The following is a 16,249-nucleotide window of genomic DNA, read 5'->3' as shown; positions in this document are numbered from 1 at the left end:
ATTCCTGGAGTTCCTGCCGAGGCGCCGAATGGTGCCGTCAGCCGATCTCGGCCGACGAGCGCACCGGCGGGTCGAGTCGGTCCATGATGCGGGCGCGCACCTGCGCCAGTCCCTCGGTGACCCCTGTCGAGTCGACGGCGGGTGTCGCTCCCGTGCCGTCGAACGCGTGGCTGACGGCCTCGACGAGCTGATCCTCGTGCTCGACGACCGGCCATCGGATGTCGTTCGGCCATGTGCCGTAGAAGCCGCGCTCGACGTCGCGGTATCGCGCCAGGTCGTGCGCGTAGACGATCGCCGGACGGTTCAGGAGCGACCAGTCGTGGAGCACCGAGGAGTAGTCCGAGACGAGGACGTCCGCCGCGAGCATCAGCTCCTCGACCGACCCGTGGTCGCTGACGTCCTTGACACGTGCCCCCGAGACCTCGCGCCGGCTCGAGACATGGTGACTACGTGCCAGCACCATGGCACCGGTCATTTCCGCGAGCCCCTGGAGGTCGAGCTCCTCGTCCCACGTCCCGGCGCGGTCGCGCGTCCGGTGGTGCTCTCGCCATGTCGGCGCGTAGAGGATCACCCGCTCCTGCGGACCGATCCCCAGGTCACGCCGAACACCAAGCCGCCCGTCGACGCCTGCCAGCAGAGCGGCGTTGCGCGGTTGCTCCGCCACGAGCACCTCGCCGTCGTAGCCCAGCCCGCTGCGCAGGTCCCCGACCGCCGACTCCGTCTGGGCAAGCAGCAGGTCCCACATCGGCACCTGCCGCCGCATGAGTCTGCGGTACGTGAGCGGCACGGCCGACGACGGGAGATCCCACAGCAGGCGCTTGATCGGGGTGCCGTGCCACGTCTGCAGGTAGAACTGCTCCGCACGCTTCTCGAAGTGGTGCGGAAAGTTGTTGTTGTTGACGAGGACCGCCGACGTCGCGAGCGCCCGGTGCCACGCCTCGGAACCGATCACGAGCGGTGTGCCTCCGCGGGGCACGGGCACCGAGAGGTCCCGGACGGACCAGTAGAGCGGGACGTCCACGGCTGCATGCCGGAGGTCGTCGAAGATCGCTCCCGGGTTGCCCCCGCAGGACTTGCCGTTGAAGGTCTCGAACAGGACGGCCGGAACCACCGGCCCCCAGTCCTGTACCCGGCGCAGCGCGCGCTGACCGTATCGTGATCGTTCCCCCACGGTCAGGGGCGGCCTGATCGTGACGCTGACCGCGCTCTCACCGCGACGCGCGACCGTCGCCGCCTGCGACTCACCACCGGCCTCGACCGCACCCTCGATCAGCGCGTGACCCGGCCGTGCCCAGCCGACCAGCTCGCCGTCCGCGGAGGTCGACCACCGCAGGAAATAGCCGTCGCTCGGGAACGCCGAGCCCATGGAGTCGATCTGGACGGAGAACGCGCCTTCCGGCGAGACGTCGGCGAACGCGTCGAACACCCGGCGTGACGTCCGCAGGCCGACGCGAAGCTTCTCCGGGACCGGAGCGACCGTCCCGGACACCAGGACCGAGCCCCCGTGCACGGCGACATCGTCGACGGTCATGCGCATCGGCCCCTGCGCCACCGCGGAGTCCGGACGGAGGCCCGCCGCCTCGCGAAGCGGCGTCGCGACCTCGATGGTGGCCACCCATGCGGCGCCGCCGAGGACGAGCTCGACCTCCAGCGACGCGGAGGGCCCGTCGGCCGGCAGGACCACGCGGAAGCCTGCGTCGCGATAGCTGCGCCAGGGATCACCGGCGTCCACGTCGACCAGCAGATCCCGGTGCCCGTCGTGGTCGAGCACCAGAGGGTCCCCGGCCTGCCGGATCCGTACGTCGAGCCCCGGGGTGTCCGGGGCCAGCCCGGGGACGTACGCCCAGCCGTCGACCTGCACCCTCCGGTCGTCGAGCCGGACCACGTTCCGAATACCGGCCTCGGGCTCGAGCAGCCCGGGGTCGACGTCCAGCACCTCCGGGGGCACGCTCGTCCCGAGCCTGTCCAGAACCTCGGGGACTGCACGGAGCCGATCGTCCGAGGTGGCGACCAGCGGTACGGCTGTCGAGTCCTCCGCCTGCGTCCCCAGGACCTCCTCGACGTCCTGACGGCTGCCCGACACCAGGCACCACGCCAGCAGCCGGTCACGCACGGGCACCTGAGCCCAGACCGCGGATGTCACTCTTGGTGCGATCCGGGCGACGCCAGCGCGCAGCAGGTCCCAGTAGGCGTCGTCGGCCTGCGGCACATGGGCCGCGTACATCCCGAGGTCCGGCCCGATCCAGCGGGCGACCACGCGGTCCCGCAGCGCCCCGTCGGCCTCGTCGAGGATCGGGAGCTTGCGTTCGATGACCGCGAGCCGGTCCCGCAGGTCGCCGAGCTCTCTCTTGTGCTGGGACCGGGAGGCGCGCCCCTCCGGGAGGCGCCAGGAGTACACCTCGGTAGCGAGGAGATCGAAGGAACGGGCACGTAGGGCGGAACGCAGCGCAGGCTCCCGGTCCTCGTAGTTGCCCTGCTCGGGGAAAGGTCCCACCGAGGACCGCCAGAAGGCCGTCCGGTACACGCGGTTCCAGACCACGGCTTCGTCGAGCAAGGACGGGGTGCGTCGTGCGTCGGTGCCGATCCGCTCCTCCCGGTGCACCCGGGAGACCAGCCGCGGCCGGTGCGTCCCGCCCGTCCCGTGCCGGAGATAGCCGCCCACAGCCATGTCGCTGCGCGACCTCCGCAGCGCGTCGAGCATGCGCGAGTACGCCCCCGGGAGAACCAGGTCGTCGGCATCGACGAAAGTCAGGTATCGACCGCGTGCCTGCGCGACCCCCAGGTTGCGTGCCGCGCCCGGCCCGAGGCCACCGCTGGTCGCCATGGGACGGATCCGACGATCCCGGCCCGCGAGCGCCTCGACGATCTCCCGCGACCGGTCCTGTGACCCGTCGTCCACCACAATCAGCTCAAGATCGCGCATGTCTTGGTTCAGGACGCTTCGGACGGCCGCCTCGACGAACCTCTCGCCATCGCGGCACGGCATGACCACGCTCATCTGCGGCGGACGGAGCCTCCGCCGGATGCCTCCCAGAGTGCGCCGCACGACGGCAGGGAGAGCTGCAGCTCTGGTCATGACGTGGATCGTTCCGCCAATGGTGAGGGGTCCTGTGGCCCGACGATGATACCCACCGTTTAGACTCCGGACAGTCTCCGTCCATGTCCTCGACAGCCGGATTCCCCGGGCCGGCGTATCGCCCGACGGGATGGATCCACTGAAGGTGAAGGTTGGCCCGTGCGCCCTCGCGTCATGACCGTCTATGGCACTCGCCCCGAAGCGATCAAGGTCGCACCCCTCGTCAAGGCTCTTGAGGCGAGCGACGTGCTCGACGTCGTGAACGTGGTCACCGGACAGCACCGCGAGATGCTTGATCAGGTCAATGACATCTTCGAGATCACCCCGGACCACGATCTCGACGTCTTCGAGCACGGCGCCTCTTTGTCGACGATCGTCGCCCGCGTCCTGGAACGGCTGGACCCGCTCCTCGAGTCGGAGCAGCCAGCGGCGGTGGCCGTCCAGGGCGACACGTCGACCTCCACGGCGGCAGCTCTCGCCGCGTTCCATCGACAGATCCCCGTGGTGCACGTCGAGGCGGGACTCCGGTCGGGTGACATCCGCTCGCCGTTCCCCGAGGAGGCGAACCGGAGGATCACCTCCCAGATCGCGTCCCTGCACCTGGCGCCCACCCCCCGGAGCCGGGACAACCTGCTGCGCGAAGGGGTCCCCGCGGAAGCGGTCTTCTCCACCGGCAACACGGTCATCGACGCGCTGCTCATGTCGGTGCAGAAGGAGACGCCGTTCACCCGGCCCGAGCTCACCGAGCTGGCCCTGTCGGGCCGCCGGGTCCTGCTGGTGACCACGCACCGGCGCGAGAACTGGGGCGGCACGATGGAGGGCGTCGGTCGCGCCCTTGCCCGGCTCGCGGAGCGCTTCCCGGACGTGGAGCTGGTCCTGCCGGCGCACCGCAACCCGATCGTCCGCGAGTCGATCCTTCCCCACCTCCACGACCGCCCGAACGTGACCGTCACGGAGCCGTTGGCGTACGGCGAGTTCACCCGTCTGCTCGCCCTGTCGAGCCTCGTCCTCACCGACTCCGGCGGCGTGCAGGAAGAGGCCCCGAGCCTCGGCAAGCCGGTGCTCGTCATGCGGGAGAACACCGAGCGCCCCGAAGCCGTCGACGCCGGCACCGTGCGGCTCATCGGGACGGACGAGACGACCATCGTCGAGGAGGTCTCCCGGCTGCTCACGGACCGGGAGGCCTACGACGTGATGGCCCGCGCCACCAACCCGTACGGGGACGGGCACGCCGCGGCCCGGAGCGTCCAGGCGATCGCCGGCCTGCTCACCGGCGCGGAGCGTCCCGCCGAGTTCGCCTGACGTCCTCAATGGGGGCCGCCACGGCCCCGTCAGCCGACGGCGGCTGTTGTCACCACCCGATACCGCGAGTGTCGATGAGCGCGACGTCCCCGAGGTCGGCGGCGCGGATCTGGTCGAAGGCGCCGTGGTCGACGAGCACGACCACCACGTCGGCCGCCCCGAGCGCCTCGTCCAGGTTCCTGAGCCCGACGTTCCGCCGGTTGGCCAGCTCGGGGGGCAGGCCGTCGACGTGCGGCTCCACGACCTGGATCTGCCCGTCCGGGAGCCGGTCCGCGACCTCGGCGACGATCGTCCGCGCCGGGGACTCCCGCAGGTCGTCGATGTCCTTCTTGAAGCTCAGCCCGAGCGCGACGACCGTCGGGTTCTCGATTCCTGCCACCGCCTCGATCACCTTGTCCACGACCCACTCGGGCTTGGAGTCGTTGACCTCGCGGGCGGCGCGGATCAGTCGTGCCTGCTCCGGCGCCGCGTCCACGATGAACCACGGGTCGACAGCGATGCAGTGCCCACCGACCCCCGGTCCGGGCCGGAGGATGTTCACCCGCGGATGGTGGTTGGCGAGCTCGATCAGCTCCCAGACGTCGATCTTCAGCCTGTCCGCGATCAGCGAGAGCTCGTTGGCGAACGCGATGTTCACGTCGCGGAACGAGTTCTCGACGAGCTTCGCCATCTCGGCCGTGACCGCGTCGGTCAGCAGGATCTGTCCCTGGCAGAAGACCGAGTACAGCTCCTTGGCGTGCTGCGCCGCCGCCGGCGTCAGGCCGCCCACGATCCGGTCGTTGGTGACGAGCTCGATCATCACGCGTCCCGGCAGCACCCGCTCCGGGCAGTGCGCCACGTGGATGACCGACCGGCCGTCCGACCCGTCGAGGCTCAGGTCCGGGCGGGCGGCCAGGATCCAGTCGGCCATCTGCTGCGTGGCGCCGGGCGGGGACGTCGACTCGAGGACGACCAGCTCGCCGCCGTTGAGCTGCGGCGCCACGGCCTCGGCGGCAGCCCGGATGTACGAGAGGTCCGGCTCGTGGTTCCCACGGAAGGGCGTCGGCACGGCGATGATGAAGGCATCGGCGGGTGCCGGGGTCGCCGTCGCCTGCAACGTGCCGAGCTGCACCGCGCCGCTGACGTAGGTTGCGAGGTCCGGCTCGACGAACGGCACGTCGCCGCGGTTGACGGCCTCGACGGTGGCGGGATTGACGTCCATGCCGGTCACCTTCACGTCCTTCGACGCGAGGATGGCGGCGGTCGGCAGACCGATGTAGCCGAGCCCGACCACACCGACGGTATTGATCTCCATACCCAGATTCCTTCTCAGATCATGACGTGCTGGTCGGCACGTCCGTAGAAGGCCACATCACCGCTGGCGAGCAGCTCGGCATCGGTCACCGTCCAGGTGTGCCGGCCCGACCCGGACCGCATCTGGACGAAGTTGAATCGGTCGGCGGAGTAGATCCGCGCCCCGGCATCCGCGACGGTCCGCAGGAACCCGGTGTCCTCCCCGGTCCAGGTCTCGGCGAAGCGAGCGCGCGCCACCAGGTCGCGGCGCGCCACGATCGTCGGCCCCATGACGAAGTCCGTGTACCGGTGCTCCCGCTCGGCGAACCGCAGCAGGGTCGCGTCCTGGGACTCGAGGTACATGTAGTGGGCCTGCTTGCCGACCACGTCGGCCGCGGCGTAGTCGAGGGCGTGGAGCTGGTCGCTCAGGTACTGCGCCCCGTAGAGGTCGTCGTCGTCCATCTTGGCGACGGCGTCGCCGTCGGCCACGTCGACCAGCCGGTTCAGGCAGGCGCCCAGTGGCACGTCCTGGTCCGCCCGCAGCAGCACGAGCTCCTCGACGCCGGCCTCCTTGGCGCGGAGCCGCAGGTCGGTCTCATCCTCGGTGAACCCGTGCGTGAGCAGGGCGAGCTGGACGTCCACTCCCTCCTGCGACCCGACCGAGCGCAGCACGTGGTCGAGCTGGTGCGGACGGTTCGTCGAGACCAGCGCGGTCACCCGCGGACGCGGCACGACGGGCGAGTCGGCCAGCCCGACGTCGTGCAGCACCCGCTGGGCCCGATGTCCGTACGTGTGCTCGCGCCAGATGCGCCGCTGGCCCCGGTGCACGGCACGGTCCCGCAGCTCGGGCGAACGGACCAGGGCGCGCACGGTCGAGGCCGCCTCGTCCCGCGTCGCGACGTCGAAGACCTCGTCGCCGGGGAAGAACTCCCCCGTCGCTGCGCTCGGCGTGGTGACGACCGGCGTGCCGCAGGCGGTGATCTCGAAGATCCGCCGCGCGCACATGCTCGGCGAGTCCACCACCGAGTTCACGTTGAGGAACACCTTGTAGTCACGGTAGGCGGAGAGCATCTGCTCGTAGGGAAGCGATCCCACCACCCGCGCGGCGTACGGCGCCGGGAACTCGTACCGCTCGTCCTGTCCCGTGAACCGGGAGAAGATCTCCAGGCCCCGCTCCATCCGCGACGAGACGTCCAGCGCACCGCCGAGCAGGAGGTGCATCTGCTCGCGCCGCTCCGGGTACTTGTGCGCGAACCACGTCCCCGCGAAGGCGACGTCCCGCTGCGGGCCGGCACCGTGCCGGCGCACCGGGTTGTGGATCGTCGGCTGCGCACCGAACGCCAGGACGCCCACGCGGTCGTGTCCTAGCGCCTCGCGGTAGGCGGGCAGTCGGTTCACGTCCGTCGTGTACACCCGGTCGAACAGCCGCGCGGTGTCGAGGAAGTCCTCGAAGTGGACCGGGTCCTCCTTGTTCCAGAAGACCGTCGGGATCTTGCGCTCCTGGCACGCAGCAAGCATCTCCGTGACGGCCGTGCGCGGCGCGGACGGGCCGGTGAGGTGGTACTTCCAGGCGCCCCCGTTGCCGGCCCAGGCCGACTCGACGAACACGAGGTCCAGACCGTCGAGCTGCTCGGTCCACGTGGACGGCTCGAGCGCCACCTGATGCCACTCGTCCCCGAAGGCGAGCCGGGAGAAGTCGTCCAGGACCACACCCACGCGCAGGGAGCGGGCGGCGGCCCGGTCCGGCGTCGTCCACGGTTCGTAGGCGAGTCCGGAGCCGGTCGTCGTGTCGCCCTGCGGGGCGTGGTCACCCAGGATGCGCCGGCGGCGGAGGAACACCCGGACCTGGTCCGGCCCGCCGCGCCGCAGGTGCCAGGCAGCCTTCCGGGCGGTCGTCCACCACCCCGCCCGTCGTGCCCGCATCGTTCTCCCGCTCCCAAACCTCAGATCGTCAGCCGAGGCAAATGGTATCGACCTGAGCCACCCTTCTGTACACCCCCGGTCACAAGGAGGTCACAACCGGGTCAGGACAGAGCGTCCTGCAGCGGTTCGAGCAGGAAATACACGACGAAGAGCAACGAGGAGACCCACATGAGCGGGTGGATCCTGCGCGCCTTGCCGAGCGCGAGCTTGATGACCACGAACGCGATGAACCCCGCCCCGATGCCGTCCGCGATCGAGTACGTGAACGGCATGATGATCATCGTGAGGAACGCCGGGATGGCGATCTCCATGTTCCGCCAGTTGATGCCCGCCACCTGCGCCATCATGAGGAACCCGACCAGCACCAGCGCCGGCGCGGCCGCCTCGTAGGGCACCAGCGCCACCAGCGGGGACAGGAACGTCGCCAGCAGGAACGCCACGCCCGTGACCACCGAGGCGAACCCGGTCTTGGCGCCCTCGCCGACACCCGTCGTCGACTCCACGTAGGCGGTGTTCGAGGACACCGAGCCGGCACCACCGGCGATCGCACCGAACGAGTCGACCACCAGGATCGCGCGGGTCCGCGGCGGGTTGCCCTTCTCGTCGAGCAGCTTCGCCTCCGCCCCGACGGCGACCATCGTGCCCATCGTGTCGAAGAAGTCCGCCAGCAGCAGGGAGAAGACCAGCAGCGCGACCGACACCGCCGCGATCTTGTCGAACGACCCCAGCAGCGAGAACTGGCCGAGCAACCCGAAGTCCGGGACCTCGACGACGCCGGAGAAGGCCGGGGCGTTGAGGTTGAAGCCGTTCGGGTTGGAGCCGTCCGGCGCCTTGGCGCCGATGCTCAGCGTGTTCTCCAGCACCACGGCCAGCGCCGTCGCCGTGAGGATCGCGATGAGCAGTGCACCGCGGATCCGGCGCACCCACAGCACGATGGTGAGGATCAGCCCGACGACGAACACCAGCATCGGCCAGGTGGCGAGGTTGCCCAGCGCCACCGGGGTGCCGTCACCCGGCACGACGAACCCGGCGTTGACCAGACCGATGAGCGAGATGAACAGGCCGATGCCGACGCTGATCGCCGTCTTGAGCTCGACGGGCACCGCGTTGAACACGGCCTCCCGGAACCCGGTCAGCACCAGCACGAGGATGATCAGGCCCTCGATGACCACCAGGCCCATGGCGTCCGCCCAGGTCATCTCCGGCAGGCCGGCGATCGAGTACGCGACGACGGCGTTCAGGCCCAGACCCGCGGCGAGGCCGATCGGGAAGTTGGCGAAGACGCCCATCGCGATCGTCACGATGCCGGCGATCAGCGCCGTCGCCGCGGCGACCATCCCGAGGTTCGGCGCGTCGCCACCCCCGAGGAACTGCCCCGTGCCGTCCGGCACGGTGCCGATGATCAGCGGGTTCAGCACCACGATGTAGCTCATCGCGAAGAACGTGACCAGGCCGCCGCGGACCTCGGCCCCCATGCTCGACCCTCGCTGGGTGATCTGGAAGAAGCGGTCGATCGCGCTGAGACCCTCGGTGGGCGCGCTGGTCTGGTTCGCCATGGGCACACATCGTGCCAGAGCCGTGCCGGTCGACGGGACACGGTCCGGACAGTTCGGGCGTGACGCCGACCTCGTTCGGGGCCCGCGACGTACGATCGATCCGTGCCCTCCGTCATGACGCTGCTGCTCCACCCGGAACGCCGCCGTCCCACGCCCGGGCCGCCGGCGATCGACCTGTCCCGCGTCACGCTCCTCGGGATCGCGTGCTGGGTGGTGGCCCTGGTGGTCACCGGCGTGCTCGCCGCGGTCGACCTGGTCCCGGTCGACGTCGTGATCATCTGCGGGGCCGGCATCGTGCTCGGGCTGCTCGGCCTGCCCTGGGCCCGCCGCCACCGCGGCGACTGATCCCCCTAGGCTTCGACACTCGATCCGACGTGGAGACGAGCGCTAGGATCACGGATCGCACCGCTTACAGAGGGAGATTCGTGATGGCGCCAGACTCTGGCCTCGTGGCTTGCCGGCAACAGGTCTCGGGCGACAGCACACTGGAATACGCCCGGAGCAATGGCAGTCCGGAGTGCCGATCTCCGGGTCGCGTCAACGACGGCTCGATCTCCTACGTGCGCGACTTCGTCTCCCGCCACCTCCTCGAGAACGGCGCCGCCTTCAATGAGCACAAGGCCGCCCCCGGTCATCTGAACTACGTACTTGAGGCCGCGAGGAACCGGAACCTCGAGGTACAGGCGGTCGGCCTGGGTCATTACTTCTACGCCGACGGGGCGGTCGTTGGCGGCATTCGGAAGATGGTTACGACACTCGTGGGTGACGTTGCTGCCCAGGTCGCCGAATCGAAGACGGTCACGAAGCAGCTCCTGGAACGTGCTGGGGTACCGACTCCTCACGGCCGAGGCTTCAAGATCTACGAGTTCGCGAGCGCGGTGGCCTTCCAGGAGAGTCTTGGCGGACCCGTCGTCCTCAAGCCTGCGGGGGGACGCGGGGGCGAGGGAGTTCGCTGCAATGTCCGTGACTCCGCGGAGTTTGAACGCGCATGGGCGTATACCGCGGGGATCACAGCGAAGGGTAGTCGCGTACTCGTCGAGGAACAGGTCGCGGGGATCGACATTCGCGCCTACGTCATCGGAGACACCGTCATCGCAGCGGCAACTCGGCTACCGAGCTTCGTGGTTGGCGACGGTGCGACCACGGTCGCCGACCTCATCGAACTCAAAACCGAGAAGCGCGCACGAAACGCCTACCTAGCGCGCGGGGCGATCGTCATGGACGAGGAAGTCGTCACAGAACAGGGTTACGCCCTCGGAAGTGTGCCAGAACACGGCGAGGTGGTTGTACTCAACGGGGTAGCAAACGTTCATCAAGGAGGCGAGAACGTTGACATTACTCGTCTCATCTCGCCAGAACTCGCTGATCTCGCCGTCAGAGCTGCTCGCGCCATCCCAGGTCTCCGCGCCGCGGGTATCGACCTCATCACTCCGAGCCTCGACACCAGCGACGGTGCGGTCGTGCTTGAGGCCAACGTCAGTGCCAACATCGGCATGCACCACCTACCCGCCTACGGCGAGCCCGTGGACGTGGCCGCGGCCCTCGTCGAGGAGATGCTCGACCACTCCTGCTAAGTTCCGCCCGGCGCAACAGGCTTCGGTCACATGACCATGCGACCGCATCGACCGCATCGCTCAGGGCAGGCTCCGCGTCAGCCCCAGGCGGTCGTCGCCCAGAGCGCCACCGCGCGCTCCGGCTCGCGCAGCACCGCCGACAGCAGCGCCACCCGGTCCGGGCGTCCCAGCACGTCCGCCAGCCCGGCGGCCAGCCCGGCCGCCGACGTCGCGTGCACGCGACCCTGGGCGTCCACCCACCACGGCACCGGCCGGCCCGCCACCGACAGCCGCTCGTGCTCGAACCAGACAGCCGGCAGCCGGTGGTCCAGCACCGCGAGGCGCGGGTCCAGCTCCTGCTCGGTGCCGAGCTGGTCCGGGGACGGCAGCCCGTCCTGACCCGCCAGCGGCAGGTCCAGCAGCTCGGCCAGCCCCTCGGCCTCGCTCTCCGGGGCGGGCACCACGGCGCCGAGCGCCGCCCAACGGGCGGTCCCGGCCACCACGACGTCCTCGGCGGGCTGCACGACGACGTCGCTCGCGTCGAGCACGGGCAGGCGGTCCGGCAGGGGGTCCAGCGCCGTCGAGCGGTCGGCGGCGTCCAGTCGCTCCGCCAGGCTCGTCAGCCCGCGCCACACCACCAGGGCGTCCCGCAGCGGCAGCGGCGAGCCGACGGCGGGCAGCCGGTCCAGCGCGGCCGGCCAGTCCGTGGGGTCGAGATCGCCGAGGGCGTCCGCCCCGCCCAGGGCACGCCGCACCGCGACGTCCAGCCCGGCCACCGCCCGGGGTTCGGGCGGCAGCAACGGGACGCCGTCGTGCAGGGCGAAGGGGGCGCCGAACCGCTCGCGCAGCCACCACGCCGAGTACGAGGGCGCCGCGGCCCGTCCGCGCCGGACCGGGGTCAGCAGGGCACGGCGCGTGTCGGGGTCGCCGGCCAGCCGGGCCAGCACCCGCGGCCAGGCGTCATCCGCCACGGCGTCGAGGTCGGCCACCGCCACCAGGTCGCCGACGGCCACGCCGGGACCGAACCGCGCCGTCAGCAGCCGCAGGTAGTCCGACCACCCGCCGAGCCAACCCGCGGCGTCGTCCGGGCCGCCGTCGTCGTCGGCCTCGTCCGGATCCGGGGTGATGACGTCCGGGACGATGTAGACGTCCGGGTCGGTGCGGGCACCCGCCGCGGTCAGCACCGGAGCGCCGTAACGGGCCACGTACTCGGCACCGACCGGTGCGAGACCGTCGAGGACCTCGGCCGCCCACGTCCCGGGCAGCGTGGCCTCGCGCAGCGCGACCAGCTCGCCGTCCGCCGTCGGCACCGGCAGCTCACCCGTCCAGAACGGGGCGTCCGCTCCCCCGGTGAGCCGCACCAGCGCCAGCGCCGACGCGACGACCTCGCGAGCGCCGTCGTCGCCGTCGCCGTCCAGGACCGCCTCGGCGGCGTCCAGCGCGGCACGGCGGACCTCCGGGTCCTGCAGCATCCGGTGGGCGTCCGTCGCCACCGCGCCGGCGCGCACCAGCAGCGGGTGGGCGACGTCGGGGTGGACGACGCGCAGCCCGAGCACCCGGGCCGTGGCTGCCAGGGAGGCCTCGTCGCCGTCGTCCACCGACCCCTCCGGCAGCACGACGGCGCTGCGCACCCCGGCCACGCGGCCGTCCGCCAGCGGGACGCGGGCCCCGGCGAGCGACTCCAGCACCCCGGGTTCGTTCGCGTACGGCGCCAGCGAGTCCAGCAGGTCGTGCCACCGGGCGGCGGGCAGCCCCGCCGGCAGGTCGTCGACGAGGTCCGCCAGTGCGACGACGGTCGCGCCGAGACTGCGCACCGTCGCCTGGTGCCGTGCCGGGACGAGCACCAGCCCGGGCAGCACCGGGGCGAGCGCGGCGACCAGGTCCGCGTCACCGCCGGCGTCGCCGGCGACGACCAGCGCGTCCTGCGGCGCCTCGAGCGCGGCACCGCCATCCTCCGCGCCGGACGCGCCGAGCAGCGGGGTGCCGCGCAGCGCCGCCGTCGCGGACTCGCGCACCGCGGCGTCCAGCTCGGAGCCCGGCAGGCCGGTCGGCACCAGGTCCAGCGGGTCCGGCGCAGCGGCCCGGTCCGTGGCGCGGTCCGCGGCCAGCGAGCCGAGCAGCTCGGCGTAGGCGGCCCCCGCCTCGGCGGCCAGCCGGTCGGTGGCCGGGCCGGGCAGCACGCGACGGCGTCCGGCGTCGACCGGGAACGTCGCAAGCAGCACGGCCGGCAGGTCGATGACGACGTCCGTCGGCGTGGGGGCGTGCAGCACGCGCCGCCCCTCCTGCAGGGTCCAGACCAGCGACCAGTCCGTGCGCCGGTGCTCGCGCGGCAGGTCGGCGACGTCCGCGGCGGTGAACCGTCCGCTCCGGCCGAGCTGCGGGGCCGCCGTGCGGGCCGAACGGTCCCAGGTGTGCTCGTCCTCGGTGCCGGACGCCGTCGTGACGACGACAGCGAGGTGGTCGACGGCGGGGAACGCCAGCAGCAGCACGTCGTCGAGCTCGGCGAGCTGGCGGCGCACCGCCTCCACCGCGGCGGCGTCGCGCAGCCGCAGCTCGACCACCGTGTCCGCGGCGGAGCCGGCGTCCAGCGCGGGCGCCGGGAACGGCAGGCGCAGCACCGGCAGGTCGTCGCCGCGCCCCGCGACGTCGGCCGCGAGCCGCTGCCGGTCAGGGCCGACGTCACCCGAGGTCAGCGTGGCCAGCGCGGTGCGGGTCTCGTCCAGGTCGAACCGCACACCGCCGTCGCGCGAACTGATCGTGACGTCGTCGGACACGCCGCGCACGGCCGCGAAGCCGACGCCGAACCGCCCGACCTCGCCGGGGGCGCCGTCCTTCGCCGAGGCGCGCAGGGAGGCCAGGGAGGCCACCCCGTCGGCATCCAGGGCGTGGCCCGTGTTCGCCACGCGCAGCACGCGCGCGCTCGTGTCGAGGGCGATCTCCACGCGGCCGGGGACCCCGGCGCGGGCCGCGGCGTCGGCGGCGTTCTGCAGGAGCTCGACCACGACGCGGTCCCGGTAGTGACCGCGGGCGTGGTCCTCCTCCGAGTTCGCGTCCTCACGGAAGCGTGTGGCGGACCCGAGCCACGCCTCCGTGACCGCGTGCCGCAGCGCGGCGGTCCCGAAGACGTCTGTCGTCACGCGCGCTCGTCACCTTCCGGCTCGTCGGACCGGTCCGGCTCGTCCGGACCCGGCGTCCCCAGGTCCACCTGCTCGACCGTGGACTCGTCGATGATCGGGTCCGGGTCCGGCCACTCGCTGCGGCGCCGGCTCACGTCCGTCTCGGAGTGCGCCCCGCACCCGTGGTCCAGCGAGACGACTTTGCCGTCGTCGGGCGACCACGCGTTGGCGCACACCCCGAAGAGCTGGCCCAGCGGGCCCTGCAGCGGCACCAGGAACCCGCAGGTCGTGCACTCGGCGTCCGAGGCGACCGCCCCGCGGGAGGTCGGGCCCTGCGAGCCGCGGTACCAGCGCTCGGCGGCCTCGTCCCGGCCCTGCGGGGACAGCACCCGCTGGCGGGCCAGCGCGAGCTCCTCGATCGCGACCTCGTCCTGCTCCTCGTCACCGGTCGGCGTCCAGCCCGGCTCCAGGCGCGGGTCGTCCGCGCGGAACGGCAGCTTGTCGCCCGGGCGCACGTCCCCGGGGCGCAGACGCTCCGACCAGGGCACCCAGGCCGGGGCGAGGATCGCGTCGTCGCCCGGCAGCAGCTCGACCTCGCAGACGGTGGCCGTGCGGCCGCGCGGGACGCGGGCCACCGTCACGGTCCAGTGCCAGCCCTGGTAGCCGCGCATCCCGGCCGCGAACCGGTGGGACATCAGCCGCTCGCCCTCGGCGACCGTCCCCAGGTGCTCGCCGACGTCGTCCGGTCCGGACGCGACCTCCAGCGCCGCGGCGCGCGCCAGCTCGACGGCGCCCAGCAGGACGGCGTCGTTGCGGGCGCGCGAGCTCACGCGGCGTGCCTTCGCGGGCGCCTCGGCGGATGCCATGATTCGTCTCGCTCTCAGGAATCGAGGTTGTCGGCGACGGCGCGCAGCATCGTGGCGACGCGCTTGCCCGCCTCGCCCTCCGGGTACTTGCCGCGCCTGAGCTGGTCTCCCGTGCGGTCGAGCACACGCATCAGGTCCTCGACGATGCCGGCCATCTCCGACGGCGGCTTGCGCTTCGCCTTCGCCACGGACGGCTGCGGGTCGACGACCCGCACCGACAGGGCGGACGGCCCACGGCGCCCGTCGGCGACGCCGAACTCGACGCGGGTACCGGGCTTCGGGCTCGGCACGTCGGCCGGCAGCGCGGAAGCGTGCAGGAACACCTCACCGCCGTCGGCGCTGGCGATGAAACCGAAACCGCGATCCGCGTCGTACCACTTGACCTTGCCGGTGGGCACCTGAACCTCTTCGTGCTCGTCGTTGCTCTGACCCGACGGATGCCGGGCAATGTCCCAGAGTACCGGCGTGGGGCCGGGCCCGTCGCATCCGTGGACGACGGTGTCCGCCCCCTCCGGTCCGGGGCACGCCGCGCCCGGCCGTGCCACGCTGAGCGCACCGAGGAGAGCACCGCTCTCGGATTGGAGGGTCGGTCATGGCCCGTCATCTCGTCGTGGGGGCCGGTGCCGTCGGCCACCAGGTCGCCGCCCTGCTCGCCGCCGCCGGCGAGGAGGTCACCGTCGCCACCCGCTCCGGGCGGGACACCGGCCTGACGGGCGTCCAGCACGTCGCCGTCGACGCCGCCGACCCCGACGCGCTGTGCGCCGCCGCCGGGGAGACCGACGTGCTGTACAACTGCGCCAACCCCGCCGACTACACCCGGTGGGACGAGATCTGGCCCCCGCTGGCCGCCTCGCTGCTGACCAGTGCCGAACGGCTCGGCGCCACCTACGCGATCACCGGCAACCTCTATCCCTACGGCCCCGTCGACGGCCCGATGACCGAGGGGCTGCCCGACGCCGCCACGGACCACAAGGGCCGCCTGCGCGCCCGGATGTGGGCGGACGCTCTGGCCGCCCACCGGGCCGGCCGCCTCCGCGCCGTCGAGGTGCGCGGCTCCGACTACGCCGGTCCCGGGGTCGGGGACAACGGGCACCTCTCCCGCGTGCTGCCGGCGGCCCGCCGCGGCCGCGCCGTCGGGATGATCGGCCGCGTCGACCAGCCGCACACCTTCACCGACGTGCGCGACGTCGCGCGCACCCTCGTCGCCGCGGCCGCCGACCCCGACGCGCACGGGCGCGTGTGGCACGTGCCGTCGAACCCGCCCGTCACCCAGCGCCAGGCCGTCACCGACGCGCTGGCCGCCGTCGGGCAGGACCCCGTGAAGGTCCGCGCGCTGCGCGGGCCCGTCCTCGCGGTGGCGTCCTGGTTCTCCCCGCTGGTGCGCGAGCTGCGGGATCTCCGCTACCAGTGGGAGCGGCCGTACGGGCTCGACTCGACGGCCGCCCAGGAGCGGTTCGGGATCGCCCCCACCCCGTGGCCGGAGGTGTGCCGGGCCACGGCCGCCGACTGACGTCGCGCTGTGGGCATGAAATCTGCAGCTCTGCCCTTGGTCGGAACGTGGATTTCATGCCCACAACCCGCGGGG

The 16,249-nt window shown here is 72.1% G+C and carries 11 protein-coding genes; 4 read left to right on the top strand and 7 right to left on the bottom strand.

What is annotated here, in order from left to right; genetic code table 11:
• Positions 1-37: 37 nt before the first annotated feature.
• Positions 38-2,998 (bottom strand): CDP-glycerol glycerophosphotransferase family protein, encoded by a 2,961-nt coding sequence (locus Q6350_RS13030; protein ID WP_305066394.1) that lies wholly within the window; start codon positions 2,996-2,998, stop codon positions 38-40.
• Between the two features lie 252 nt (positions 2,999-3,250).
• Between Q6350_RS13030 and wecB the strand changes: the two genes are divergently transcribed.
• Positions 3,251-4,378 carry a non-hydrolyzing UDP-N-acetylglucosamine 2-epimerase gene (wecB, locus tag Q6350_RS13025; protein WP_305066392.1) on the top strand — a complete coding sequence of 376 codons (1,128 nt, stop codon included), beginning with the start codon at positions 3,251-3,253 and terminating at the stop codon, positions 4,376-4,378.
• A 49-nt stretch (positions 4,379-4,427) separates the two neighbouring features.
• Here the strand turns inward: wecB and wecC are convergent, their stop codons facing one another.
• The 3 genes from wecC to Q6350_RS13010 all read right to left on the bottom strand — a co-directional run bounded on the left by wecC (position 4,428) and on the right by Q6350_RS13010 (position 9,129).
• Positions 4,428-5,672 (bottom strand): UDP-N-acetyl-D-mannosamine dehydrogenase, encoded by a 1,245-nt coding sequence (gene wecC, locus Q6350_RS13020; RefSeq protein ID WP_305066391.1) that lies wholly within the window; start codon positions 5,670-5,672, stop codon positions 4,428-4,430.
• Between the two features lie 14 nt (positions 5,673-5,686).
• Positions 5,687-7,573, bottom strand: coding sequence for a glycosyltransferase (locus Q6350_RS13015; protein WP_305066389.1), 1,887 nt, complete (start codon positions 7,571-7,573; stop codon positions 5,687-5,689).
• 101 nt (positions 7,574-7,674) lie between these two features.
• Complete coding sequence (locus tag Q6350_RS13010; RefSeq protein ID WP_304603149.1) at positions 7,675-9,129, bottom strand: NCS2 family permease; 1,455 nt, start codon at positions 9,127-9,129, stop codon at positions 7,675-7,677.
• Between the two features lie 102 nt (positions 9,130-9,231).
• Here Q6350_RS13010 and Q6350_RS13005 point away from each other — a divergent pair, with 102 nt between their 5' ends.
• Positions 9,232-9,474, top strand: a complete 243-nt coding sequence (locus Q6350_RS13005; protein WP_304607539.1) for a DUF2530 domain-containing protein — start codon at positions 9,232-9,234, stop codon at positions 9,472-9,474.
• 215 nt (positions 9,475-9,689) lie between these two features.
• Positions 9,690-10,703 carry a hypothetical protein gene (locus tag Q6350_RS13000; RefSeq protein ID WP_305066387.1) on the top strand — a complete coding sequence of 338 codons (1,014 nt, stop codon included), beginning with the start codon at positions 9,690-9,692 and terminating at the stop codon, positions 10,701-10,703.
• 77 nt (positions 10,704-10,780) lie between these two features.
• Here Q6350_RS13000 and Q6350_RS12995 read toward each other — a convergent pair whose 3' ends face one another.
• The 3 genes from Q6350_RS12995 to Q6350_RS12985 are packed head-to-tail and all read right to left on the bottom strand — an operon-like array spanning position 10,781 to position 15,062.
• The gene (locus tag Q6350_RS12995; RefSeq protein WP_305066386.1) at positions 10,781-13,819 is read right to left on the bottom strand and encodes a sacsin N-terminal ATP-binding-like domain-containing protein; all 3,039 of its coding nucleotides are present in this window, start codon (positions 13,817-13,819) and stop codon (positions 10,781-10,783) included.
• Positions 13,816-14,664, bottom strand: coding sequence for a DUF3027 domain-containing protein (locus Q6350_RS12990; protein WP_171247055.1), 849 nt, complete (start codon positions 14,662-14,664; stop codon positions 13,816-13,818). The genes Q6350_RS12995 and Q6350_RS12990 overlap by 4 nt, the downstream gene beginning before the upstream one ends.
• A gap of 14 nt (positions 14,665-14,678) precedes the next feature.
• Positions 14,679-15,062 (bottom strand): cold-shock protein, encoded by a 384-nt coding sequence (locus Q6350_RS12985; RefSeq protein ID WP_171247054.1) that lies wholly within the window; start codon positions 15,060-15,062, stop codon positions 14,679-14,681.
• A gap of 194 nt (positions 15,063-15,256) precedes the next feature.
• Here Q6350_RS12985 and Q6350_RS12980 point away from each other — a divergent pair, with 194 nt between their 5' ends.
• On the top strand, positions 15,257-16,174 hold the full coding sequence (locus Q6350_RS12980; protein ID WP_305066385.1) for an NAD-dependent epimerase/dehydratase family protein: 918 nt from the start codon (positions 15,257-15,259) through the stop codon (positions 16,172-16,174).
• Positions 16,175-16,249: the final 75 nt, after the last annotated feature.

Origin of the sequence: Isoptericola sp. b515, assembly GCF_030588125.1 — a bacterium.
In the GTDB taxonomy this organism is placed as follows: domain Bacteria; phylum Actinomycetota; class Actinomycetes; order Actinomycetales; family Cellulomonadaceae; genus Isoptericola; species Isoptericola sediminis.
Note: the sequence above shows the minus strand (reverse complement) of the source record. Positions and strands in the feature narration are given on the sequence as shown.

Bases quoted from the DNA above. Each gene is read 5' to 3' on its own strand.
- Q6350_RS13030 (WP_305066394.1), bottom strand. From the start codon at position 2,998: ATGAGCGTGGTCATGCCGTGCCGCGATGGCGAGAGGTTCGTCGAGGCG.
- wecB (WP_305066392.1), top strand. From the start codon at position 3,251: ATGACCGTCTATGGCACTCGCCCCGAAGCGATCAAGGTCGCACCCCTC.
- wecC (WP_305066391.1), bottom strand. From the start codon at position 5,672: ATGGAGATCAATACCGTCGGTGTGGTCGGGCTCGGCTACATCGGTCTG.
- Q6350_RS13015 (WP_305066389.1), bottom strand. From the start codon at position 7,573: ATGCGGGCACGACGGGCGGGGTGGTGGACGACCGCCCGGAAGGCTGCC.
- Q6350_RS13010 (WP_304603149.1), bottom strand. From the start codon at position 9,129: ATGGCGAACCAGACCAGCGCGCCCACCGAGGGTCTCAGCGCGATCGAC.
- Q6350_RS12990 (WP_171247055.1), bottom strand. From the start codon at position 14,664: ATGGCATCCGCCGAGGCGCCCGCGAAGGCACGCCGCGTGAGCTCGCGC.
- Q6350_RS12980 (WP_305066385.1), top strand. From the start codon at position 15,257: ATGGCCCGTCATCTCGTCGTGGGGGCCGGTGCCGTCGGCCACCAGGTC.